The sequence below is a fragment of the Nitrospirota bacterium genome, assembly GCA_020846775.1.
Classification (GTDB): domain Bacteria; phylum Nitrospirota; class 9FT-COMBO-42-15; order HDB-SIOI813; family HDB-SIOI813; genus RBG-16-43-11.
On the sequence record JADLDG010000091.1, the window covers coordinates 36197 to 55103 of the forward strand.

General features: G+C 43.5%; 13 protein-coding genes. All 13 read right to left on the reverse strand.

The features are described 5' to 3' along the window. Nucleotides 1-45: 45 nt before the first annotated feature. Nucleotides 46-2442, reverse strand: a complete 2397-nt coding sequence (gene gyrB, locus IT392_11110) for a DNA topoisomerase (ATP-hydrolyzing) subunit B (GenBank protein MCC6545026.1) — start codon at nt 2440-2442, stop codon at nt 46-48. Between the two features lie 11 nt (nt 2443-2453). Next, nucleotides 2454-3620, reverse strand: a complete 1167-nt coding sequence (gene dnaN, locus IT392_11115) for a DNA polymerase III subunit beta (GenBank protein MCC6545027.1) — start codon at nt 3618-3620, stop codon at nt 2454-2456. 64 nt (nt 3621-3684) lie between these two features. Then, entirely contained in the window at nt 3685-5004 is a 1320-nt protein-coding gene (gene dnaA, locus IT392_11120) for a chromosomal replication initiator protein DnaA (protein MCC6545028.1), read from the reverse strand. Between the two features lie 288 nt (nt 5005-5292). Beyond that, the gene (locus IT392_11125) at nt 5293-6204 is read right to left on the reverse strand and encodes a peptidyl-prolyl cis-trans isomerase (protein MCC6545029.1); all 912 of its coding nucleotides are present in this window, start codon (nt 6202-6204) and stop codon (nt 5293-5295) included. A 2-nt stretch (nt 6205-6206) separates the two neighbouring features. Then, nucleotides 6207-7073, reverse strand: a complete 867-nt coding sequence (locus IT392_11130; protein ID MCC6545030.1) for a peptidylprolyl isomerase — start codon at nt 7071-7073, stop codon at nt 6207-6209. A gap of 29 nt (nt 7074-7102) precedes the next feature. After that, nucleotides 7103-10615, reverse strand: coding sequence for a transcription-repair coupling factor (gene mfd, locus IT392_11135; GenBank protein ID MCC6545031.1), 3513 nt, complete (start codon nt 10613-10615; stop codon nt 7103-7105). 144 nt (nt 10616-10759) lie between these two features. Continuing rightward, nucleotides 10760-11242, reverse strand: coding sequence for a D-glycero-beta-D-manno-heptose 1-phosphate adenylyltransferase (rfaE2, locus tag IT392_11140; GenBank protein ID MCC6545032.1), 483 nt, complete (start codon nt 11240-11242; stop codon nt 10760-10762). 26 nt (nt 11243-11268) lie between these two features. Continuing rightward, nucleotides 11269-11895, reverse strand: a complete 627-nt coding sequence (locus tag IT392_11145) for a D-sedoheptulose 7-phosphate isomerase (protein MCC6545033.1) — start codon at nt 11893-11895, stop codon at nt 11269-11271. A 9-nt stretch (nt 11896-11904) separates the two neighbouring features. Beyond that, entirely contained in the window at nt 11905-12258 is a 354-nt protein-coding gene (locus tag IT392_11150; GenBank protein ID MCC6545034.1) for a ribosome-associated translation inhibitor RaiA, read from the reverse strand. A 3-nt stretch (nt 12259-12261) separates the two neighbouring features. Then, nucleotides 12262-13680, reverse strand: coding sequence for a bifunctional oligoribonuclease/PAP phosphatase NrnA (locus tag IT392_11155; protein ID MCC6545035.1), 1419 nt, complete (start codon nt 13678-13680; stop codon nt 12262-12264). After that, nucleotides 13681-15366 (reverse strand): tetratricopeptide repeat protein, encoded by a 1686-nt coding sequence (locus tag IT392_11160; GenBank protein ID MCC6545036.1) that lies wholly within the window; start codon nt 15364-15366, stop codon nt 13681-13683. 43 nt (nt 15367-15409) lie between these two features. Continuing rightward, on the reverse strand, nt 15410-18400 hold the full coding sequence (locus tag IT392_11165) for an SLBB domain-containing protein (protein ID MCC6545037.1): 2991 nt from the start codon (nt 18398-18400) through the stop codon (nt 15410-15412). Next, nucleotides 18401-18907, reverse strand: a 507-nt coding sequence (locus tag IT392_11170) for a hypothetical protein (GenBank protein ID MCC6545038.1), incomplete at its 5' end; no start/stop codon positions are given.

Below are 18907 nucleotides of genomic sequence, written 5' to 3' on the forward strand. Positions count from 1 at the left end.
AGGGGGATTAAGGGGGATTTGGGTACCCCCATTTTTCAGCGTGAACTACACATCTAAGTTCTTAACTTCCCTCGCATTATCCTCAATAAACTTCCTTCGCGGCTCTACCTGATCTCCCATAAGTATTGTAAAGATCTCATCAGCCACTACGCTGTCTTCCAGTGTAACCTGGAGCAGTGTCCTGCTTTCCGGGTTCATTGTGGTCTCCCACAATTGACCCGGGTTCATTTCCCCCAGACCTTTATAACGTTGTATGTTAAGACCCTTCTTACTTGTTTCCATTACAAATGAAAGGAGCGATGAAGATGTCTCCAGGGTATGCTCCATGTCCTGAGAGCGCACCTTATAGGGCGCAGTGCCTAGTCCGGTCTTTCCCGGTGCCAGGGCCTTCAACTCCCTGAATTCAGGTGAGGAGATGAAGTCTTCATCAATAATCATTGTCTGATGCACCCCGGATCTTCTGATTTCAATCTCCAGCCTGTACGATTTGTGCTCCTCATCAGTTATAGTCTCAACATTTAAAGAATCTCCGGGCCGACGCGACGTAAACCTATCCTTGATCTTTGCAATAAGCCCTTCCACTATATTACGGTCTTTCAATGACTCCTTGTCTATGTCTGACTGTGTCAGTGTACTCATTACATCAGGGTCATTCTGCTTTTTTGACATCTGATCAATAAGACTCTTATAAGTAACCAGCTTGCTCAGAAGCTTTTCAAGCCTCTCTCCCTTTATCCAGGAGTTTTTCTCCTTATCCAGCAGTTCTATCTCATTCGAGGCAGTCTTAATCAGGAAACTATTAAGCCCATTCTCATCTTTGATATACTGCTCCGCCTTTTGTCTTGATACCTTAAACAGCGGGGGCTGAGCTATATAGATATATTTATTCTCAATAAGCTGAGGCATCTGCCTGTAGAAAAATGTCAGGATGAGGGTTCTTATGTGAGCCCCGTCCACATCAGCATCTGTCATAATAATTATCTTGCGGTACCTCGCCCTCGACAGATCAAAATCCTCAGTCCCTATACCTGTGCCCAAAGCAGTAATGATCGTTCTTATTTCTTCACTGGATAATATCTTGTCAAAACGTGCCTTTTCAACATTTAATATCTTCCCCCGGAGCGGCAATATCGCCTGATTTCGCCTGTCCCTGCCCTGTTTGGCAGAACCGCCTGCAGAATCTCCTTCAACCAGGAACAATTCACAGAATTCAGGGTCTTTTTCAGAGCAATCCGCAAGTTTCCCCGGCAGATTGCCTCCATCCATTGCATTTTTTCTCCTGATAAGCTCTTTTGCCTTTCTCGCGGCCTCCCTTGCCCTTGCGGCATTCAATGACTTGTCAACTATCTTCCTCGCAATAGAGGGATTCTCTTCAAAGAATGTCCCCAGCTGTTCATTGACTACCGCTTCTACCAGCCCCTTTATCTCACTGTTGCCAAGTTTAGTCTTGGTTTGTCCTTCAAACTGTGGATTAGGGAGTTTAATGCTGACCACCGCAGTCAGACCCTCTCTGATATCATCACCAGTCAGTGTCTCACCCTTCAGCATATTATTCCCTGAGGCATAGTTATTGATCGTCCGTGTAAGGGCTGTCTTAAAACCAATAAGGTGGGTCCCGCCCTCTTTGGTATTTATGTTGTTTGCAAAAGAGAAGAGGTTTTCAGCGTAGCTGTCGTTATACTGTATGGCGGCCTCAAGTATTACCCCCCCTTTTTCAGCAGTTATATATACGGGATTATGAATGGAATTCTTGTTCCCGTTCAAATGATCCACAAACTGAACAATCCCGCCCTTGTATTTATAAAGGCCTGTCTTTCCCGTACGCTCATCTGCAATTGAGATCTCAAGCCCCTTATTCAGGAAGGCCAGTTCCCGCAACCTGTGTGCGAGCGTGTCGAAGCTGTACTCTGTATATTCAAATATTTCCGTATCTGGCTTGAATGTAATCTTTGTGCCGCACTTCTTTGTCTTGCCCACGATGTTGAGGGGGGTAACCGGAGTCCCCCGCTCATATCTCTGTTGATAAACAGAACCGTCCCTTTTAATCTCCAGCTCAAGCCACTCTGTCAGGGCATTAACAACCGACACTCCTACCCCGTGAAGACCGCCTGATACCTTATAGGTCTCATTATCAAATTTTCCGCCGGCATGCAATACAGTAAGCACTACCTCTGCAGCCGGCCTGTTCTGTGTGGGGTGCATGTCAACAGGGATGCCCCTTCCATTATCAATCACTGTAACACTGTTATCAATATGGACAATAACCTCAATGTTCTCGCAGTAGCCGGCCATTGACTCATCAATGCTGTTATCAACAACCTCATAAACCAGGTGATGGAGACCCTCAGTGCCGGTGTTGCCTATATACATGGAAGGACGCTTCCTTACCGCCTCCAGCCCTTCCAGCACCTTTATGTTTTCTGCAGTATATTGTTCTTCCATTTTACCTCGCTCTATTCGCCGTCCTGGACCCTCATCGGCATAACTATACACAGATGGCAGGGGTCCTTTTCCTGCTTAATTATGCAGGGGGTCAGACCGGTCTGTGTCTCAATAATCACTTCTTCATCTTCCATTGAACCGAGCGCATCAAGTAAATACTGGTAGTTAAGGCTTACTGTGAGCCCTTTACCCTCATACCGTATATCAATATCCTCTACGGCCTCACCAATTTCCGGGTCCCTGGATTTCAATATTGCCTTGTTCTGAGCAAACTCGACCAGCAATGCCTTAGTCTTTTCACGGGACATCACTGAAATACGTTTTATAACATTCATAAACATCTGCCTGTTAATCCTGATGATCTGGTCCCCGCCTTTTGGAATGACCTGTTTGTAGTTTGGATAAATTCCATCTATAAGCCGAGATGTTATGAAAATGTCTTCTCCCTTTAATGAAAGCTCTTTTTCGCCTATACCAAGCTTTATATTTTCATTTACATCCAAAAATCTGCGCATCTCATGTAATGTCTTTTTGGGGATGATGGTTTGAGACCTTGATGCACTACCTGTTTTTTCACTGGCCCCAGCCGTCCCCAGGCGCCTCTCACACAGGGCAAGCCTGTGGCCATCTGTACCAACCATGCGTATTGCAGCCATTTTTCCTTCCTCGTTTTCAAATTCAAGCAAGGCGCCGTTCAAGACATGTCTTGCATCTGCATCTGCAACTGCAAAGATGGTCTTATTAATCATATCCCCTAATATCCGGGATTCTACCTCGATCATCTCATTTTCCGTCACCTCGGGAAGTGTTGGAAAATCCTCTTTATTAAAGCCTGTTATTTTGAAAAGGCTCTTGCCTGCCCTTACAGTTAACAGCTTCCCATCTTCAACAGAAATATCTACTATTCCATCCGGAAGTTCCCTTACTATATCATAAATTTTCCGCCCGGAAACCGCAATCGCCCCTTCCCCATTGATCTGTGCCGGATAAGAGCCCCTCATTCCGATTTCAAGATCAGTTGCAATGATGTCAAGGGTTGCGTGCCTGGACTCAGAGGTTGATACCTTACCTTCAAGCAGGATATTGGACAGTATTGGCACAGTGCTTCTCCTGTCAATAATACCCTGAACCCTCTGAAGCCCTAACAATAAGACACCTTTTTCAATTTGAAGTTTCATATATGCTCCTTCCTTCTAAATATTTAACTATGTAACCAAATTATTCTCAAAAATACCCGGTTTTTTACTCTTTAATCTTCTTGATCAAATCCTCTATCAAATAAACCATATTGGGATCATCCACCTTCTGTTTTTCAATCAGATTGCAGGAATATATAACCGTAGAATGGTCCTTTCCCCCAAACAGCCTTCCTATTTCAGGAAAAGACATCTTCAGGATCTCCCTGCTTAAGTACATAGCTATCTGCCGCGGAATAACCAGTGTCTTTGTCCTTTTCTTTGACTTAAGATCCACCATCTTTATATTAAAATGTGAAGTTATTACCTTCTGGATCTTCTCTACTGTTATCTTTTCTTCCCTCTCCCTGATAATATCTTTAAATATCCGCTTTGCAAGCTCATAGGAAAGCTCCTGCCCTGTCAGGGATGAGAAGGCACCCAGTCTTATCAATGCCCCCTCCAACTCCCGAACGTTGGTCTTAATATTCTCAGCCAGAAACATTGCAACATCATCCGGAAAATTTACATGAGGGAATTCCCCTGCTGCCTTCTTTTTAAGTATGGCAATCCTCGTCTCTATATCCGGCGGTTGTATATCCGCCAGCAATCCCCATTCAAACCTTGAACGGAGTCTTTCATCTATATGCTGTATATCCTTGGGAAAACGGTCACTTGTAATAACTATCTGTTTATGTGCCTCATACAGGGTATTAAAGGTGTAGAAGAATTCTTCAACAGTCCGGTCTTTGCCGGCTATAAACTGAATATCATCCATCAGCAAAACATCTATGTTGTTTCTGTATTTATTCCTCAGTTCAGTCGTCTTGTTGTTAAGAATAGACTGAATAACCTCATTGGTAAATTGCTCGGAAGATACATAAAGAATCCTGTATGAAGGTTTTTCCGCCATAATATGGTTTCCTATGGCATTGAGAAGGTGTGTCTTTCCAAGACCAACACCGCTGTATATAAATAATGGATTATAACCGGCGCCGGGATTTTCAGCAACGGCCCTTGTTGCAGCATGAGCAAACTGATTGCTCGGGCCAATTACAAATGAATCAAAGGTATACTTTGGATTTAGTCTTTCATCTTTCTTTTTCTTCAGGCTTACGGCAGGAGCTGAGTCTGTAAGAGCCTCTTTCATATCCTCACAGACTACGAAATCTACATCAATTTCTTTTCCCGCAACTTTTTTTACCGTATTCTTAATAACATCCATAAAGTGGTCCCGCAGCCAGTTGCCAAGAAATATATTCGGAACACCTACCTCCATAAAATCTTCTTTTAAAGAGTGGAGCCTGGTGTTACGAAACCAGTTATCAAAACTCTGTTTTGTTATTATGTTTTCTATTTCAGAGAGACTTAATTCCCAAATATCCATTTAAACATCCTGTAACCAATTTACAAACACAGTTATTAACAGGTGTTAATAACTGTGTTAATTACATATATTACAAAGAGTTGTAAAGCACTGCATATGCAGCTTATTTATTTTTGCGAGACTTAATGAAGGATTTTATACTATAACAGACTATTAAAGTAAAGGCAACGTGATTAAACTTAATACCGCATCTTCTTTTGCACATGTTTATATCAATTATTACCTTTATTTTACATAACGTTACAAAACTATCAACAAATTAACAACCCTTACTACTATTACTATCTTTTATATATAAATATTAATATAAGAAGAGGTTTTTAGATTATATATCCAGTCTTTGTAGGCACTCTCACTCTTATCCTGAAATACAGCATCCCTTATTATATCTTTAACCGCATCTATGGGTTTAAATTCAGTCTTTTTTACTTCAATCTTCTTAATTATGTAAAAACCTTTTGAGGTCTTTATTACATCACTGATCTCGCCTTCCTTCAGATTGAAGGCAGGATTTTCAATTTCAGGCATTAAATCACCCTTCTTAACGAAACCAAGGTCATTTACAAAGTTTATATCCTTTGAATCAGAATACCTTCTCTTGAGTTCAGACAGGGATATGTTATTCTTAAGGTCAGTAAGAATACTTGTAATCTTTCTTAATGCCGACCTTTCCTCATCCTCAGAGTCTAATGTTTTCAATGGCACATTTACATAACCAATTCTTATGCTCTCCTGGACCTTGAAATTACCTTTATGTGACTGATAATAATTTTCTACATCCTTGTCACTTACAGAAATCTTGGATTTAACCTCCCTGTTTATAACCTTAAGTATTAATAACTGCTCGGATAATTCTCTCTTATAATCTTCAAATGAGACACCCTCTTTCAATAAAGCATTCCTCATCTCGTCATCGGAAGAAAATCCGTTCATTTTTTTTACATCATTAAGTGCATCTTCAAACTCACTATTGGTTACCGACATCCCCTTTTTTTTTGCCGCCTGAAGCTGTAATTTTTTTTCAATCAAGAAAGACAAGGATGTTGACTTAAATATCCTGGTATCTGCTGTATTTAATTCGCTTAGAGTGATAATATCATCGTTAACTACAGCAATAATACGGTCTTCAGATGCATATGAATTATGAAGAATGGTAAATGAGAATAGAAAAATTATAAAAATGATTTTAATAGATTTCATTTTTACTTTAAAAGGTCTTCCTTAATAGTAATATTTGCCTTTGATTTAAGCCCGGCTACAAGATTATCAAATTTTTCCTTCTTCTTTTTCTTTAAGAGCTTCTGTTCCAATTCTGCTTTAGCCTCATCAAAACTTTTCTCTTTTCCGGTCCTCCTGTCAGTTACCTTGATGATATGAAAACCAAAACGTGTCTCAACAAGACCGCTTGTCTCGCCTTTCTGTAATTTAAAAGCCGCTTCTTCAAATTCAGGTACCATAACCCCTGAGTGAAAATAACCAAGATCACCGCCGCGTACCTTACTCCCTGTATCAATAGAAGATGACTTTGCAAGATCTTCAAATTTAGCGCCGGCCTTAAGTTTTGCCAGAACAGCCTCTGCCTCTTCGCGAGTCTTTAAAAGTATGTGACTTGCCCTGATCTCAACCGGGGCCTTTGCCTCGTCAGGGTGCTCATCATAATATTTTTTTAATTCCTCTTCTGAAATTTTCATATCTCCATCCAGCTCTTTTTTAAAATACTTTTCAACGAGCAGCCTCTTTTTCATCTCTTCGAGCATAGCTGCTGTTTCCTTGTCCTTGTCAAGGCCTTCACGGAGAGATTCCTGGTATAATAGTTCCCGTACAATCAAATTATCCAGAAAACCTTTCTTGGTCTCCATGTCAAGGGTTCCACCATGTGCCACAGATGGATATTCCTTAAGGCGCTCATTGAAGTCTGCCAGTGTAATCTCCGTATTATTGATCTTAGCCAGTACCGGTTCGCTGCTGCCGACCTTGGCAGCCTCCTTCTTTTGCGAACAGGAAGTAAACGTTAAGGTCATTGCAGAAAACATTACTACAGATAAAAATAAAACTCTTTTCTTCATCATATCTCCTTTGCGTTAAATAAATGTAATATTTAAACATACCCCCCTACAACTTTCAAGCAGTTTATTATTTCAGAAAACATTGATACAGTCTCTTTATTTTTCAACAACATTTGAAACTTGTATTCTGAGAGAAACTGGATTTTATTGGCATAGATTTTAAGGAGTTTTTGCAATATATCCTTGTTATTCTTAGTAACCTCAGGGTCAACAGTAAAGACTATGCCGTTCTCACCTTCTTCTATCTTAGAAACCCTGGTCATACAGGCTGACAATTTAATTTCTATAATCTTTAGAAGGTTTTCCACCTGCACAGGCACCGGACCATAACGGTCAAGCATCTCTTCCTGTATAGAAAAGATCTGTTCTTTTTCTCTAATTGATGAGAGTCTCTTATACAGAGAAAGCCTCTGTGATGAATCACTTATATATTCCTCAGGTATAAAAGACGCTATCCTCAGATTTATTGTAGGGATAAAATCCTCCTCTACCTTTTCACCCCGTAGATGCTTGACCGCCCGGTCAAGCATCTGGGTATAGAGCTCAAAACCTACAGACGAAATGTGACCTGACTGCTTGCGGCCAAGCAGATTGCCTCCGCCCCGTATCTCAAGGTCCTTGTTTGCGAGACGGAAACCAGCGCCAAGACCGGTAAGTTCCTGTATAGCCTTTATCCTTTTTTTAGAATCTGACGTCAGGGCCTCATCTGCAGGCACTATCAGATATGCGTAGGCCTGGTGACCGGACCGGCCGACACGTCCCCTGAGCTGATACAGATCTGCAAGACCGAACATATCTGCACGATTGATGATGATAGTGTTTGCATCAGGTATATCAAGACCTGACTCAACTATGGCGGTACAGACAAGGAGGTTATAATCACCATTAATAAACTTGATCATGACATCTTCAAGCAGTTTCTCTCTCATCTGTCCATGGGCCACCCCTATCCGTGCCTCCGGTACGAGCTCCTGCAGTAGATTTGCGATGCCTGCTATATTTTCTATCCTGTTGTGAACAAAATAGACACTCCCCCCCCTGTCAAATTCACGCAGGATGGCGCTCCTTATTATCCTTTTATCGAAAGGGATTATGACGCTATGGATGGCAAGCCGGTCTTCCGGAGGTGTCTCAATGACGCTTAAATCACGGATTCCAAGCAGCGCCATCTGGAGGGTTCTGGGAATAGGCGTTGCTGAGAGGGACAGGACATCTACACTCTTGCGTATCTGTTTTAGCCTCTCTTTCTGCGACACCCCGAACCTCTGTTCCTCATCAACGATAAATATGCCGGCATTTCTGAATGAAATATTCTTCTGCAGCAGGCCGTGTGTCCCAATAATAATGTCAATAGTGCCTTCTGCAAGTCCCCTGATAATCTCCTTCTGTTCTTTAAGAGTCTTGAAACGGCTCAGCATCTCTACACGAACAGGAAAAGATGCAAACCGGCGGGCGAATGTCTGATAATGCTGCTGGGCCAGCAGAGTCGTGGGGACAAGTATTGCGGCCTGTTTACCCTCTATGACCACCTTACAGACGGCCCTTAACGCAACCTCTGTCTTTCCATAGCCAACATCCCCGCAGATAAGCCGGTCCATGGGTTTTTGTGTGCCAAGGTCCCTCATTACATCTTCAATTGCAGTCAGCTGGTCCGGTGTCTCTTCAAATTCAAAGGAAGACTCAAATTCCGTCATAAGGTGGACTTCCGGCAGATATGGAGACCTCTCTACAACCATACGTGCTGCATACAGCTCTACCAGGTCCTCGGCAATTTCTTCAATCGCCTTTTCTACCCGTCTCCTGGTTTTTTCCCACTGAGACCCCTGGAGTTTGTCAATGTGCGGGGCATGTCCCTCTGCACCGGCATATTTCTGAACCAGGTCCATCTTGTTAACAGGGACATAGACATAGTCATTTCCCGAATATCTTATGCATAGGAAATCACCCTCTCCACCGCTCAGTATCTTTCTCACAAGCCCGTCATACTGTCCTATACCATGCTGGAGATGGACCACATAGTCACCCTTATTTAGATCCTGAAATGACGTCTGAAAGGGGCGGGACTTCTGCTTTGGAGGCGGCCGCCGCCTGCCCCGTTTACCGAAGATCTCTTCCTCTGTTATAAATATCAGGTATGCATCCGGATAAAAAAACCCCGAAGAGAGGTGGCCTGTTATGATGTGTACCGGAAGAGAACCCCATCCCGACCCTGACCCTCCCCTTGAAGGGGAGGGAACCTTTTCGGCTCCCTTGCGTAACAGTTGCGACAAATTAGCCGTATCAGTAATGGTTGCAGGAACGTCATACTCAATAAATAAGTCCCTGAACCGCTCCGCCTGCCCGTCTGTAGGTGACACAAGTACAAGGAGGTTCTCTTTCCTTAGAATGTCCAGCCTTTCTGCGATATCTTTTAAGGAAAATGAAAATCCCCCCGTATCCCCCATTTTCAAAGGGGGACTTATATTCCCCCCTTTAGAAAAGGGGGGTACGGGGGGATTTGAACGTGTCTCTGTAAGCAGCAATGATGTCGAATTAATAGAAACAGAAGCAGTGCCTTCAATAGGTATAGACTCAATATCTATCTTATTCTTAAACAGGCTTCGGATATCTACAATCTCATCCCATGGAAAATATAATTTCTCCGGCTCCGCAACACGGCGTCCCTGGAGCAGGGCGTCCTTATAAATCTCCAGGATCTGAGACCAGTATTCTGAGGAATTTTGTTTGATCTCTGCCGCCTCATCAAATATTAAAGTATCTTCATCAGAAAGATATTCAAAAAGCGAACCGCCGGACGCCTGCTGTTTGCGGTGGTTCTCAAGGTGTGGCAGCTCCTTTGCCGGCATAATAACAGCAGACTCCATCTGACTTACAGATCTCTGTGTCTCAGGATCAAAACTCCGCAATGACTCTATAGAATCCCCAAAGAATTCTACCCGGACAGGGTATTCCTCTCCGGGAGAGAATATGTCAACTATACCGCCCCGAAGAGAGAATAATCCACGATGAACCACCAGGTCAGAAGGCTCATAACCTATGTCAACCAGGTGTGCTGCAAGCGCCTCTTTGTCCATCTCCATACCAGGCTCGATCTTCTTAATCAGACCCTGTAATGTGCCGGGTGTTATCACCTGCTGGATCATGGAATAAGCCGGACTCACAAAGATCCCGCGCCTTCCTGATAATAATGCAAGATATCCTGACATCCTTATGTGTGTTATGTCAGTATGTGGAAGTATGGTGTCATACGGAAGGATTTCCCAGTAAGGAAATGAGAATAAGTCGGGAGGGGAGAGGAAGAATCGTGAAAATAACCTGAGGTCCGTAAGCAAAGCCTCTGCTGTTTCACCGTCCGGGGTAACTACGAATATAGAGTGAGTTGTCCGATCAAAGAGTTCTGTCAGGAAGAGGGCCTTTGATGACCCCCAGAGGCCGCTGATTTTAGATACCTGTTCACCCGGGGATACAGCCTCCCCTTCATTCTGAACTTGTCTCAGAACCCCCTTTGTTATGTTATTTAAAATTTTAGAAAAAAGATCTGACAAGAGAGTGCAAGAATCAAATCCCCCCTTACCCCCCTTTACTAAAGTGGGGCACAATCTCCCCCTTACTAAAAGAAAGTCGGAGATAATTTCCTTCCTATCTTAAAGAAAGGGGAGAAACTAATTTCCCCCTTTGAAAAAGGGGGATTAAGGGGGATTTAAGTTATATTTATTTATTATATCCTCAATAATCCGTGAAGAAGACGCCCCTTCAATAAACGGAATGGTACAGACCTTACCGCCGCAGGATTCCACAACATCTCTGCCGATAATGTCTTCTATACGCCAGTCACCACCTTTAACAAGTATATCTGGTTTCAATTCTGCAATGACATTGTAAGGGTCAGGCTCATCAAAAACAACTACAAAGTCTACAGCCCTGAGTGATGAAAGTACCTCTGCACGTTCTCCCTGCGGGACAATTGGACGGTTATTACCCTTTATTGACCTGACAGACTCGTCACTGTTTAAACCGACAACAAGCACATCGCCGAGACCCCGCGCCTCTTTAAGATACCGGACATGACCTACATGAATGATATCGAAACAGCCGTTTGTAAAGACAATGCGCTTTCCAGCCTGTTTTAAAGACTTAACCCTTGAGGATAATTCTGATATGTTGAGAATCATAATCTAAATACTTATGAGCCACTGGCTCAAGAAGGGTCTCCAAACATTACGTCTTCTACAACCTGGCAGATGACATGGCCCAGGGTAATGTGTACCTCTTGTATCCGGGCGGTATCTTTCGACGGGACTATGAAGGCATAATCCACAATGGATGCAAGTTTGCCGCCGCTGCCTCCGGTCAGGCCGATAGCTATAATCCCCATCTTTTTGGCGGTTTCCACAGCCGCTAAAATATTAGGAGAATTTCCGCTTGTGCTTATCGCTGCTACAACATCTCCAGCTCTCGCAAGGGCCTCTACCTGACGGCTGAAGACATGGTTGAATCCATAGTCATTACCTATACAGGTTAAAACTGCCGTGTCTGTATTAAGAGCTATGGCAGGGAGTGGCGGGCGATCATTCTTAAACCTGCCTATAAATTCACCTGCAATATGAGAGGCATCAGTAGAGCTTCCGCCATTTCCCATCAATAAGAGCTTATTACCATTCCTGAAGCAGGAGACAATCAGTTCAGAGACCTCCATGATCAGAGAGGCATATTGCGACACGAACTGCTCCTTTACCCTGATGCTGTCAGAAAAAAGGTCTGTTATCCTGTCGTCAGTTCTTTTTTTACTCTTTCCTTCACTTTTACTTGCTAACTCATTGCTCATTGCTTCTTATTACTCCGTCTTCCGGGGCTTTTTCTCCGCCCGCCGTATTTTATATGTGTGCTCTTTTTTCATCATATCCTTAAACTTCTTGACCTCCCTCAGCAGTTCATCAAAGGCAAGATTCATTGCATTAAAGGCATCAAACCCCTCGTCTTTAGCCCGCAACGTTTTCTTTGGAACGGCAAGGGTCAGTGAAACATAATACTCCTCCCGACGTGCCTGTTTTTCAAAAGTTACTTCAAGGCGTATCGTATCATCATCAAAGCTCGAAAGAAGCTCTTCAACCTTGCTGACCTTTTTTTCAAGCATTGCCTCTACCTGCGGCATAGGTTCAAGATTTTTGTAAAAAATGTTGCATATCATCGTTTAACCCTCCTGTTCTTTGGTTGTCTCTTCAAAACCGGCAAGGAATAGATCTATTATCCGGTCCCTTATAGTTGATTCACGTTTGTCGCCAAAAAATTTATAAAAGTTCTTTAACGGGACCACGGCCTTTGCCATATGACTGTGCCCGCCGGCGCTGCCAAGCTGGTTGAACGCATTCTTCATGATTACACCGGCACTCCTGACATATCCGACATTTCTGACAGATATTATCAGATTGCCTTTGAATATTCCAGAGACAACTGACCACTCTACTCCCTCTATTTGTAAAGAAAAGTCTGCAAAATGAGGTATTACATCTTCACGCCTCACCCTGCCGAGGTGGGAAAATAATATATTATTAATTATTTTCCTCTTCTTGAGGGCATTGCTGAAGGAGTCTATATCTTCAGGGTAAACCTCAGGGCGCTCTATCTTCCGAAGGATATTCGTGTTTGCAAGGGGATACAGATAAGAGAATGCCTTGATGTCCGCAGGGTCAACACCCCTTCCAAGCAGCAGTGTGTCGCTCTTTATACCATACAGGAGGGCAGTAGCGAGGCGTTGAGAGATACTGAAATCAACGGCCCTCAAGTATTCAGTGAGGATAGTAGATGTTGCCCCGTAGTTGGCCTTGATGTCTTTTATCTTTGCCAGATAACCGGGTTTATCCGGGTGGTGGTCTATTACCACGTCTACCATGTTTATGCACTGATTACTATTGGTAAACAGATGGGGAGGTTGAACATCCAGCATGCAGAGGCTGTCATATTTTTGAATTACATCCGGTGTGATCTTCTCAATCTCTATATCCAGCAGCCTGAGCATCGCCACATTCTCAGGCCTTGTCACCTCTCCAAAAGATGCTATATGTGCCGTTGATCTGTTGCGTCCTATGAGGTGGCGAAAGGCAAGGGCGCTCGCTATTGCATCAGGATCAGGGTCTGACTGTATAAGCAGGAGAATCTTGTCTTTATCTTTAAACAGCTCTCTTATCTCATGGATATGTTTTTTTGTGAAGGCCTCCTCTATCCTCGGAAGGCAAAGCTCTGTAAATATCAAAGACGGTTTAAGTACCTTTGCGCTGAGCTGATCAGGCAGATCAATATCTTTTTCTTCAATTATAATCGTTGGCTGATAGGGGTGATACCTTGCCACTATCTTCAATATATTTGATAAAAATGTCCTGTTCTTAACTGATATGATAAGGCAGCTATTAGGTTTTAACTGCAGGTCTCTGAAAAACCTGTCCAGCTTTTTATTAAATGAGCATATCTCAGCCGATACCCCCTGACCCTGAAGTCTTTCAAACAGGGACTGACTATTTACAATAAAATGAATCGTGTCCCTTTTGGAAGAAAGGTTTTTTAAGAGCAATAAGAAGTAAGGGAGCTCATCCTGACAGAGGATTATATAATCCATTTATTTCTTTGACTTGTGGAGGTTCAAGGCCTTTTTATTGAAATGAAGCGCCTTCTTGTATTCCCCGCACTTTATATAAATAGTCCCTATGCCCAGGTAATCCAGTTCTGTGGATATCCTGTCGCCGAGTTTGAGATGTATGTTAAGGGCATTATTAAGAAAATGTAATCCCCGTTTATAATTACCCTTGCTGCTGTAGACAGACCCAATCTGGGCATAAGCATTCCCTATACCGGTCTTGTTGTCCATATGTTTATATATATCAACCGACTTAAGAAGAAAATCGAGGGCCTTATCATATTCACCCCTGCTGCTGTAAATATTTCCGAGGCTTACATGAAGATTTGCCAGCGCCCCCTGTTCACCGCTCGTATTTCCTATTTCTTTAAATATATCAAGCGCCATCTCCTGGTACTTAAGGGCAGAGTCAAAATCCCCCTTGCTGCTGTAAATATTTCCTATGTTGGCATAGACATTTCCCACTCCGAGCATGTTTCCCATATTCTGGTGGATCCGGCGGGCCTTCTGATGAAAATCAAGGGCCTTATCATAATCACCCTGATGACAGTATGTATTACCAATATTCGTATATACACTACCGACACCTACCTGGTTGTTCAACTCCTCGTGTATTTTGAGGGCCTTATGATAATATTCGAGGGCCCTCGAATAGCCCCCTTTATGGCTGTATATATTTGCGATGTTGGCATAATCGCTTCCTTCACCAAGCCGGTTAGTCAAATGCCTGTGGATAGTCAACGCCTTTTTGTAAAAACTCAATGCCTTGTCATATTTGCCCATCTCAGCATAGATAGTCCCAAGGTTTGCATGGTCATTTGCCTCCCCAAGCCTGTGACCCAGGTCGGAATGTATCTTCAGCGCCTTCTCGTAGTAGCGTACGGCGTTATTCCGGTCTCCCTGTATGTTGTATATATTCCCTATGTTGGTGTAGTCATTGCCTTCCCAAATCCGGTTCTGAAGGCGGCGGTGGATTGCAAGTGCGCGCTTATGATGTTCGAGGGCGCTTTTGTAATTCCCCCTCTTGCTCAGGACATTTCCGATATTTGCGTAGATATTTCCTTCCCCAAGCCTGTATGATTCGTTCCTGTAAATCTCAAGGGCCTTCTCATAATAAGTCATGGCCTTTTTGTAGTCGCCCTGGAATTTGAAGAGGATTCCAAAACTGCTGTAATCATGTCCGATCTCAAGTGTCCTGCCAAGCGCCTTATGAATTTTTAAGGCCTTTTTAAAATAACCGTCAGCCTCTTCTGCCTTGCCCTGAATGGCCTTTATCGTGCCGATGTTATTATAGACCCCGCCCTCTTCAGTCTTATCCCCGCATTTTTTAAATATTGAAAGCGCCTCTTCAAAACAATTTATAGCCTCTGCATACTTCCCCTTTTTGGAGTAAATCGCCCCGATACGCCTTAATGACTTCCCATGTCCGTTACTATATCCGGAGGCTACGGCATCCTGAAGGGAATGTTTATAGAATTCTATGGCTGCGGAATATTCACTCTGTGAGTCTGCAATTTTCCCATATAGCAGACCTATCTCTGAGTGGACATCTTTCTTTCCGATATGAATAGATGATACCTTATCGAGATGCGAGGAGGCCTTCTTATACTCCCCCCGATCAATTGAAGACTCTATAAGGACTAACTGCCTTTCTAAGGAACTATCCATCTTAAGAATCACATTATAACATAAATTGTTAAAGGTGAGGTCATTAAAATAATCCAATTAATGTGACAAATACAACAACACTTGCCGTGGTGACCAGGGTATACTTAACAACATCAATAATCTTATCTATCCTTTCCACGATATCCAGGCTCATTACCCGTGCAGGTACATAAACTATGTCCCCTTCCGTAAGGTATTTAACCTTGTCTGCAGGGATTATACTTCCATCCACCCTCATTACCTTTACCCCCTTTTTATCAGCATCTACTGAAAAACCGCCGGATTTGTCAATATAATAATCGAGTTTTGAATCAGCCCTGTATTGTACGGATGTGGGCCTCGTTACAGCGCCTACTATACTTACCGTTTCAACACGCTGCGGTATGGTTATGGTGTCGCCATCCATCAATATGATATTATCTTCTCCGCCCTTTAATGCCCTTTCAAGGTTCAAGATTACCCGCTCTGATTGATTCAGGTCTGCTTCGCCAAGCCTTCTTGATCTGCTCACCACTGCCGGCGCTCTTTCAAAGGTTTCCATAATCCCGCCGGCAACCTGTCCTGCCGACTGGGCAACACCAGGTGCAAGCCCTATTGCGGCGGCCTCTGACGGTGTCCCGCTTGTTGCAACCACGGGGGCCGCAGTCCCACCGACAGGCTGAAACTTATCCTTATCCTTGACATCTTTCCCTAAAAGCCACTGGTTTCTCGCCAACTGCCGGTAATATTCAAGCTCATTTAAATTATTTGTGAGATTATTTGCCAGGAGCAGATCCCTTCTCTGCTCATCAGACGGGAAATTTTCTTTTTTTCGTGTGAAGACGGTTCCCTTTGCATAGGCGTACTTCGTCAAACCCCCGGCCCTTTCTATAAGGTCACGGATTTTATCCTCTTTCCCTTTAAGGGGGTAGACGCCCGGGTATTTTACCTCGCCTCCTATTGTAATCCATGCAGGTCTGTCGTAGAACTCTGACTTCATCCTTACCATTATTATGTCTGAATCACTTAATAACAGGTCCTGGCCCTCGTCGCCATTGGCAAGGGCGGCCAGATTTACCTTTATTATTTTTACCTCTCCCTCATTGCGCGCCTTTGCAACCTCTATCATTTCGTAGCTGCCCGGCAATACCCCGCCTGACAGGCGAAGCAGGTCACTGAGCCTCATGCCTTCAAAGCGTGTATAAGTACCGGGCCGTTGCACTGCGCCTGCAATAGATACCTCATGCGGGGCTGTAAACTCCAAATCCTGCAACGAATAAATCCTTAACGTGTCTCTGTCTTTCAAAACGTAAGGTTCCGCCTCCTGCCCCTCAAGAACTCTTTTTAAATCCACAGACAGATTTGCATAAGTCTCTTTTTCAAAGTCATATCTCAGCAGGTCTGCGCTATCCAGAAAGGTATTGGGCAATACACCGCCTGCCATTACGAGCAGGTCCTTAATCGTCATTCCATCTGAGCGATAATAATTGCCGGGTGACTGGACAGCACCTGATATTGTGACATACTGCGGGGGAAAGAAACTGATATCCCACTTAGCGTAGACTGTGAGCTCATCCAGGGGTGCAAGCCTTATATCATCAGAAGGCTCCTTTGACAGGGCCTTGCCGAGATTGACAGTGATCAATGACGTGGTTTTTTTGTCCTCGTTCAGCCTTAGAATATCGGCCCTTTCCATATATGCCCCGCCAAGAGGCTTGTTGGTATCAGAAAAGAGATCAGAAACCTTCATGTTCTTTTTTAATTCGTATACGCCCGGTCTCTCAACCGAACCTTTGATTGTGACAATATTTCTTGCATCAGGAGAGACAGCGGCCACTACAACCGAATCGCCATCAAAGAGTTCATAATTTGAAGAAACAGCGCCCTTGCTTATATCAAGATCAACTACAACCCTTTCCTTGTTCGGGATAACGGACCTGATTTGAACATTACTCAGCATCCCGGTAGGCTTTATGCCGTTTCCGAGGGAGATGATTTCTTTTAATCTTTCCCCTTCTTTTAACTCATAAATACCGGGACGGTTTACCTCACCTGCGATAGAGACCTGTTTGCCTGCCTTTGAGATAAAGATCGTATCCCCTGCAATCAGCGGGTAATCATCCTTACTATCCCCCTTCAACAGATAATTATAAAAGTCTACATTTACAGTCTTATTGTTTCTGATCAGCTTGATATCCCTTAATGAGCCGAAGTTGGACGGACCGCCGCCTGCATAAAGGGCATTAAAAAGCGTCGTTACCGAGCTTACCGCATAACTGCCGGGACGAAATGCCTCACCTGTTATAAATATCTGAATACTCCTGAGGCTTTCTAACGAGGCGATCAGGCTTAGATTCTTTCCATAGACCCTCTGCAACTGTTCCTTTACTGCGTCCTGAAACTGAGAGATGGTCATGCCCCTCGCAACGATCCTTCCAGCCCTGGGTACAGATACCCCCCCTTTTTCATCAAGAGACAGTTTTACCTCAGTCAGTTCTATAAGATCCCCCCAGTAATAGATTGTTACCCTGTCTCCGGGGCTAAGCATATAATTGGGAGGGATGGTCGCATTGGTATGAGATGAGACCATATCAAGAGGTCCTACAAATCCCGCGACGGCATCTTTCTGTGAGACCAGCGGCCTCTGTCCCTTGCTGATCATATTCTCAATTGCAATGATCCTTTTTCTTGCAGTCCTGAAAAAGTCAAAGCCAAACCGTTTTACAGCTTGTGCCTCCGTTTCCTCATCTTGTTCCTGGATAAACTCAATTCCTGTTTGTATCTCCTCTGCTCCACCTCCCCCTGTGGACATCTCCTTACTTTCAGCAGGTGCCTGACGACTTTTCTTAGACAGCTCAGATTCAACTAACTTACGCTGCTCAGGTGTAAGGGATTTCATATCAAATCCAGGGGGTACAACAGACTGGAACTGAGGGGGTATTTTATCCGGAGATATTTCCTGGGCAGATACATTTTTTAAAAGTAAATGACAGAAAAAGGTAAGAAAAACAGCCCCGATAGTTAAATGACTCCGTAAGCCTTTCGACCTGAACATCTACGCCTCCTTTAATTTCTTTATATACTCTAAAAAAAATGCCAGAAAAATAGCTATGAATGAAGAAACAATAAAACTCAGGATAACAGTCTGGCGTCTCTTAGGCAGTATCCTCATGTCAGGCACCCTTGGGGGATCAATGACCTTGTATGAAAAATATTCATTCATCTCAGACATCATTGCGGTTTCCACCTGCTGAGAGATAAGGTTATATATCTTCTGCCTTATAATCGGGTCAGAGGTAGATCTCAGCTGATCTTCAAGATACCGTCTCTTTATCAGTGCAGATTTTTTGGATTCGTTGCTCATATGTTCGGACAGGGTAGAGAGGATGTCATCAACCAGGACGACTGTTGTCTGCGGGTCATGGAAGTCGGCAGATACGGAAATAGTATTTTCCTTTATATTATTAGTTACTTTAATAATTGAGTTAAGCGCCCTGATACCGTTCCACATGGTTGGGGGTTTTTCAATCCATCCCTTCTTATCCTTATCCCATTTTTTAGA

What these genes read in the sequence shown, in the direction of transcription:
- gyrB (MCC6545026.1), bottom strand. Translation starts at nt 2,442, where the DNA reads ATGGAAGAACAATATACTGCAGAAAACATAAAGGTGCTGGAAGGGCTG.
- dnaN (MCC6545027.1), bottom strand. Translation starts at nt 3,620, where the DNA reads ATGAAACTTCAAATTGAAAAAGGTGTCTTATTGTTAGGGCTTCAGAGG.
- dnaA (MCC6545028.1), bottom strand. Translation starts at nt 5,004, where the DNA reads ATGGATATTTGGGAATTAAGTCTCTCTGAAATAGAAAACATAATAACA.
- IT392_11125 (MCC6545029.1), bottom strand. Translation starts at nt 6,204, where the DNA reads ATGAAATCTATTAAAATCATTTTTATAATTTTTCTATTCTCATTTACC.
- IT392_11130 (MCC6545030.1), bottom strand. Translation starts at nt 7,073, where the DNA reads ATGATGAAGAAAAGAGTTTTATTTTTATCTGTAGTAATGTTTTCTGCA.
- rfaE2 (MCC6545032.1), bottom strand. Translation starts at nt 11,242, where the DNA reads ATGATTCTCAACATATCAGAATTATCCTCAAGGGTTAAGTCTTTAAAA.
- IT392_11145 (MCC6545033.1), bottom strand. Translation starts at nt 11,895, where the DNA reads ATGAGCAATGAGTTAGCAAGTAAAAGTGAAGGAAAGAGTAAAAAAAGA.
- IT392_11150 (MCC6545034.1), bottom strand. Translation starts at nt 12,258, where the DNA reads ATGATATGCAACATTTTTTACAAAAATCTTGAACCTATGCCGCAGGTA.
- IT392_11155 (MCC6545035.1), bottom strand. Translation starts at nt 13,680, where the DNA reads ATGGATTATATAATCCTCTGTCAGGATGAGCTCCCTTACTTCTTATTG.
- IT392_11160 (MCC6545036.1), bottom strand. Translation starts at nt 15,366, where the DNA reads ATGGATAGTTCCTTAGAAAGGCAGTTAGTCCTTATAGAGTCTTCAATT.
- IT392_11165 (MCC6545037.1), bottom strand. Translation starts at nt 18,400, where the DNA reads ATGTTCAGGTCGAAAGGCTTACGGAGTCATTTAACTATCGGGGCTGTT.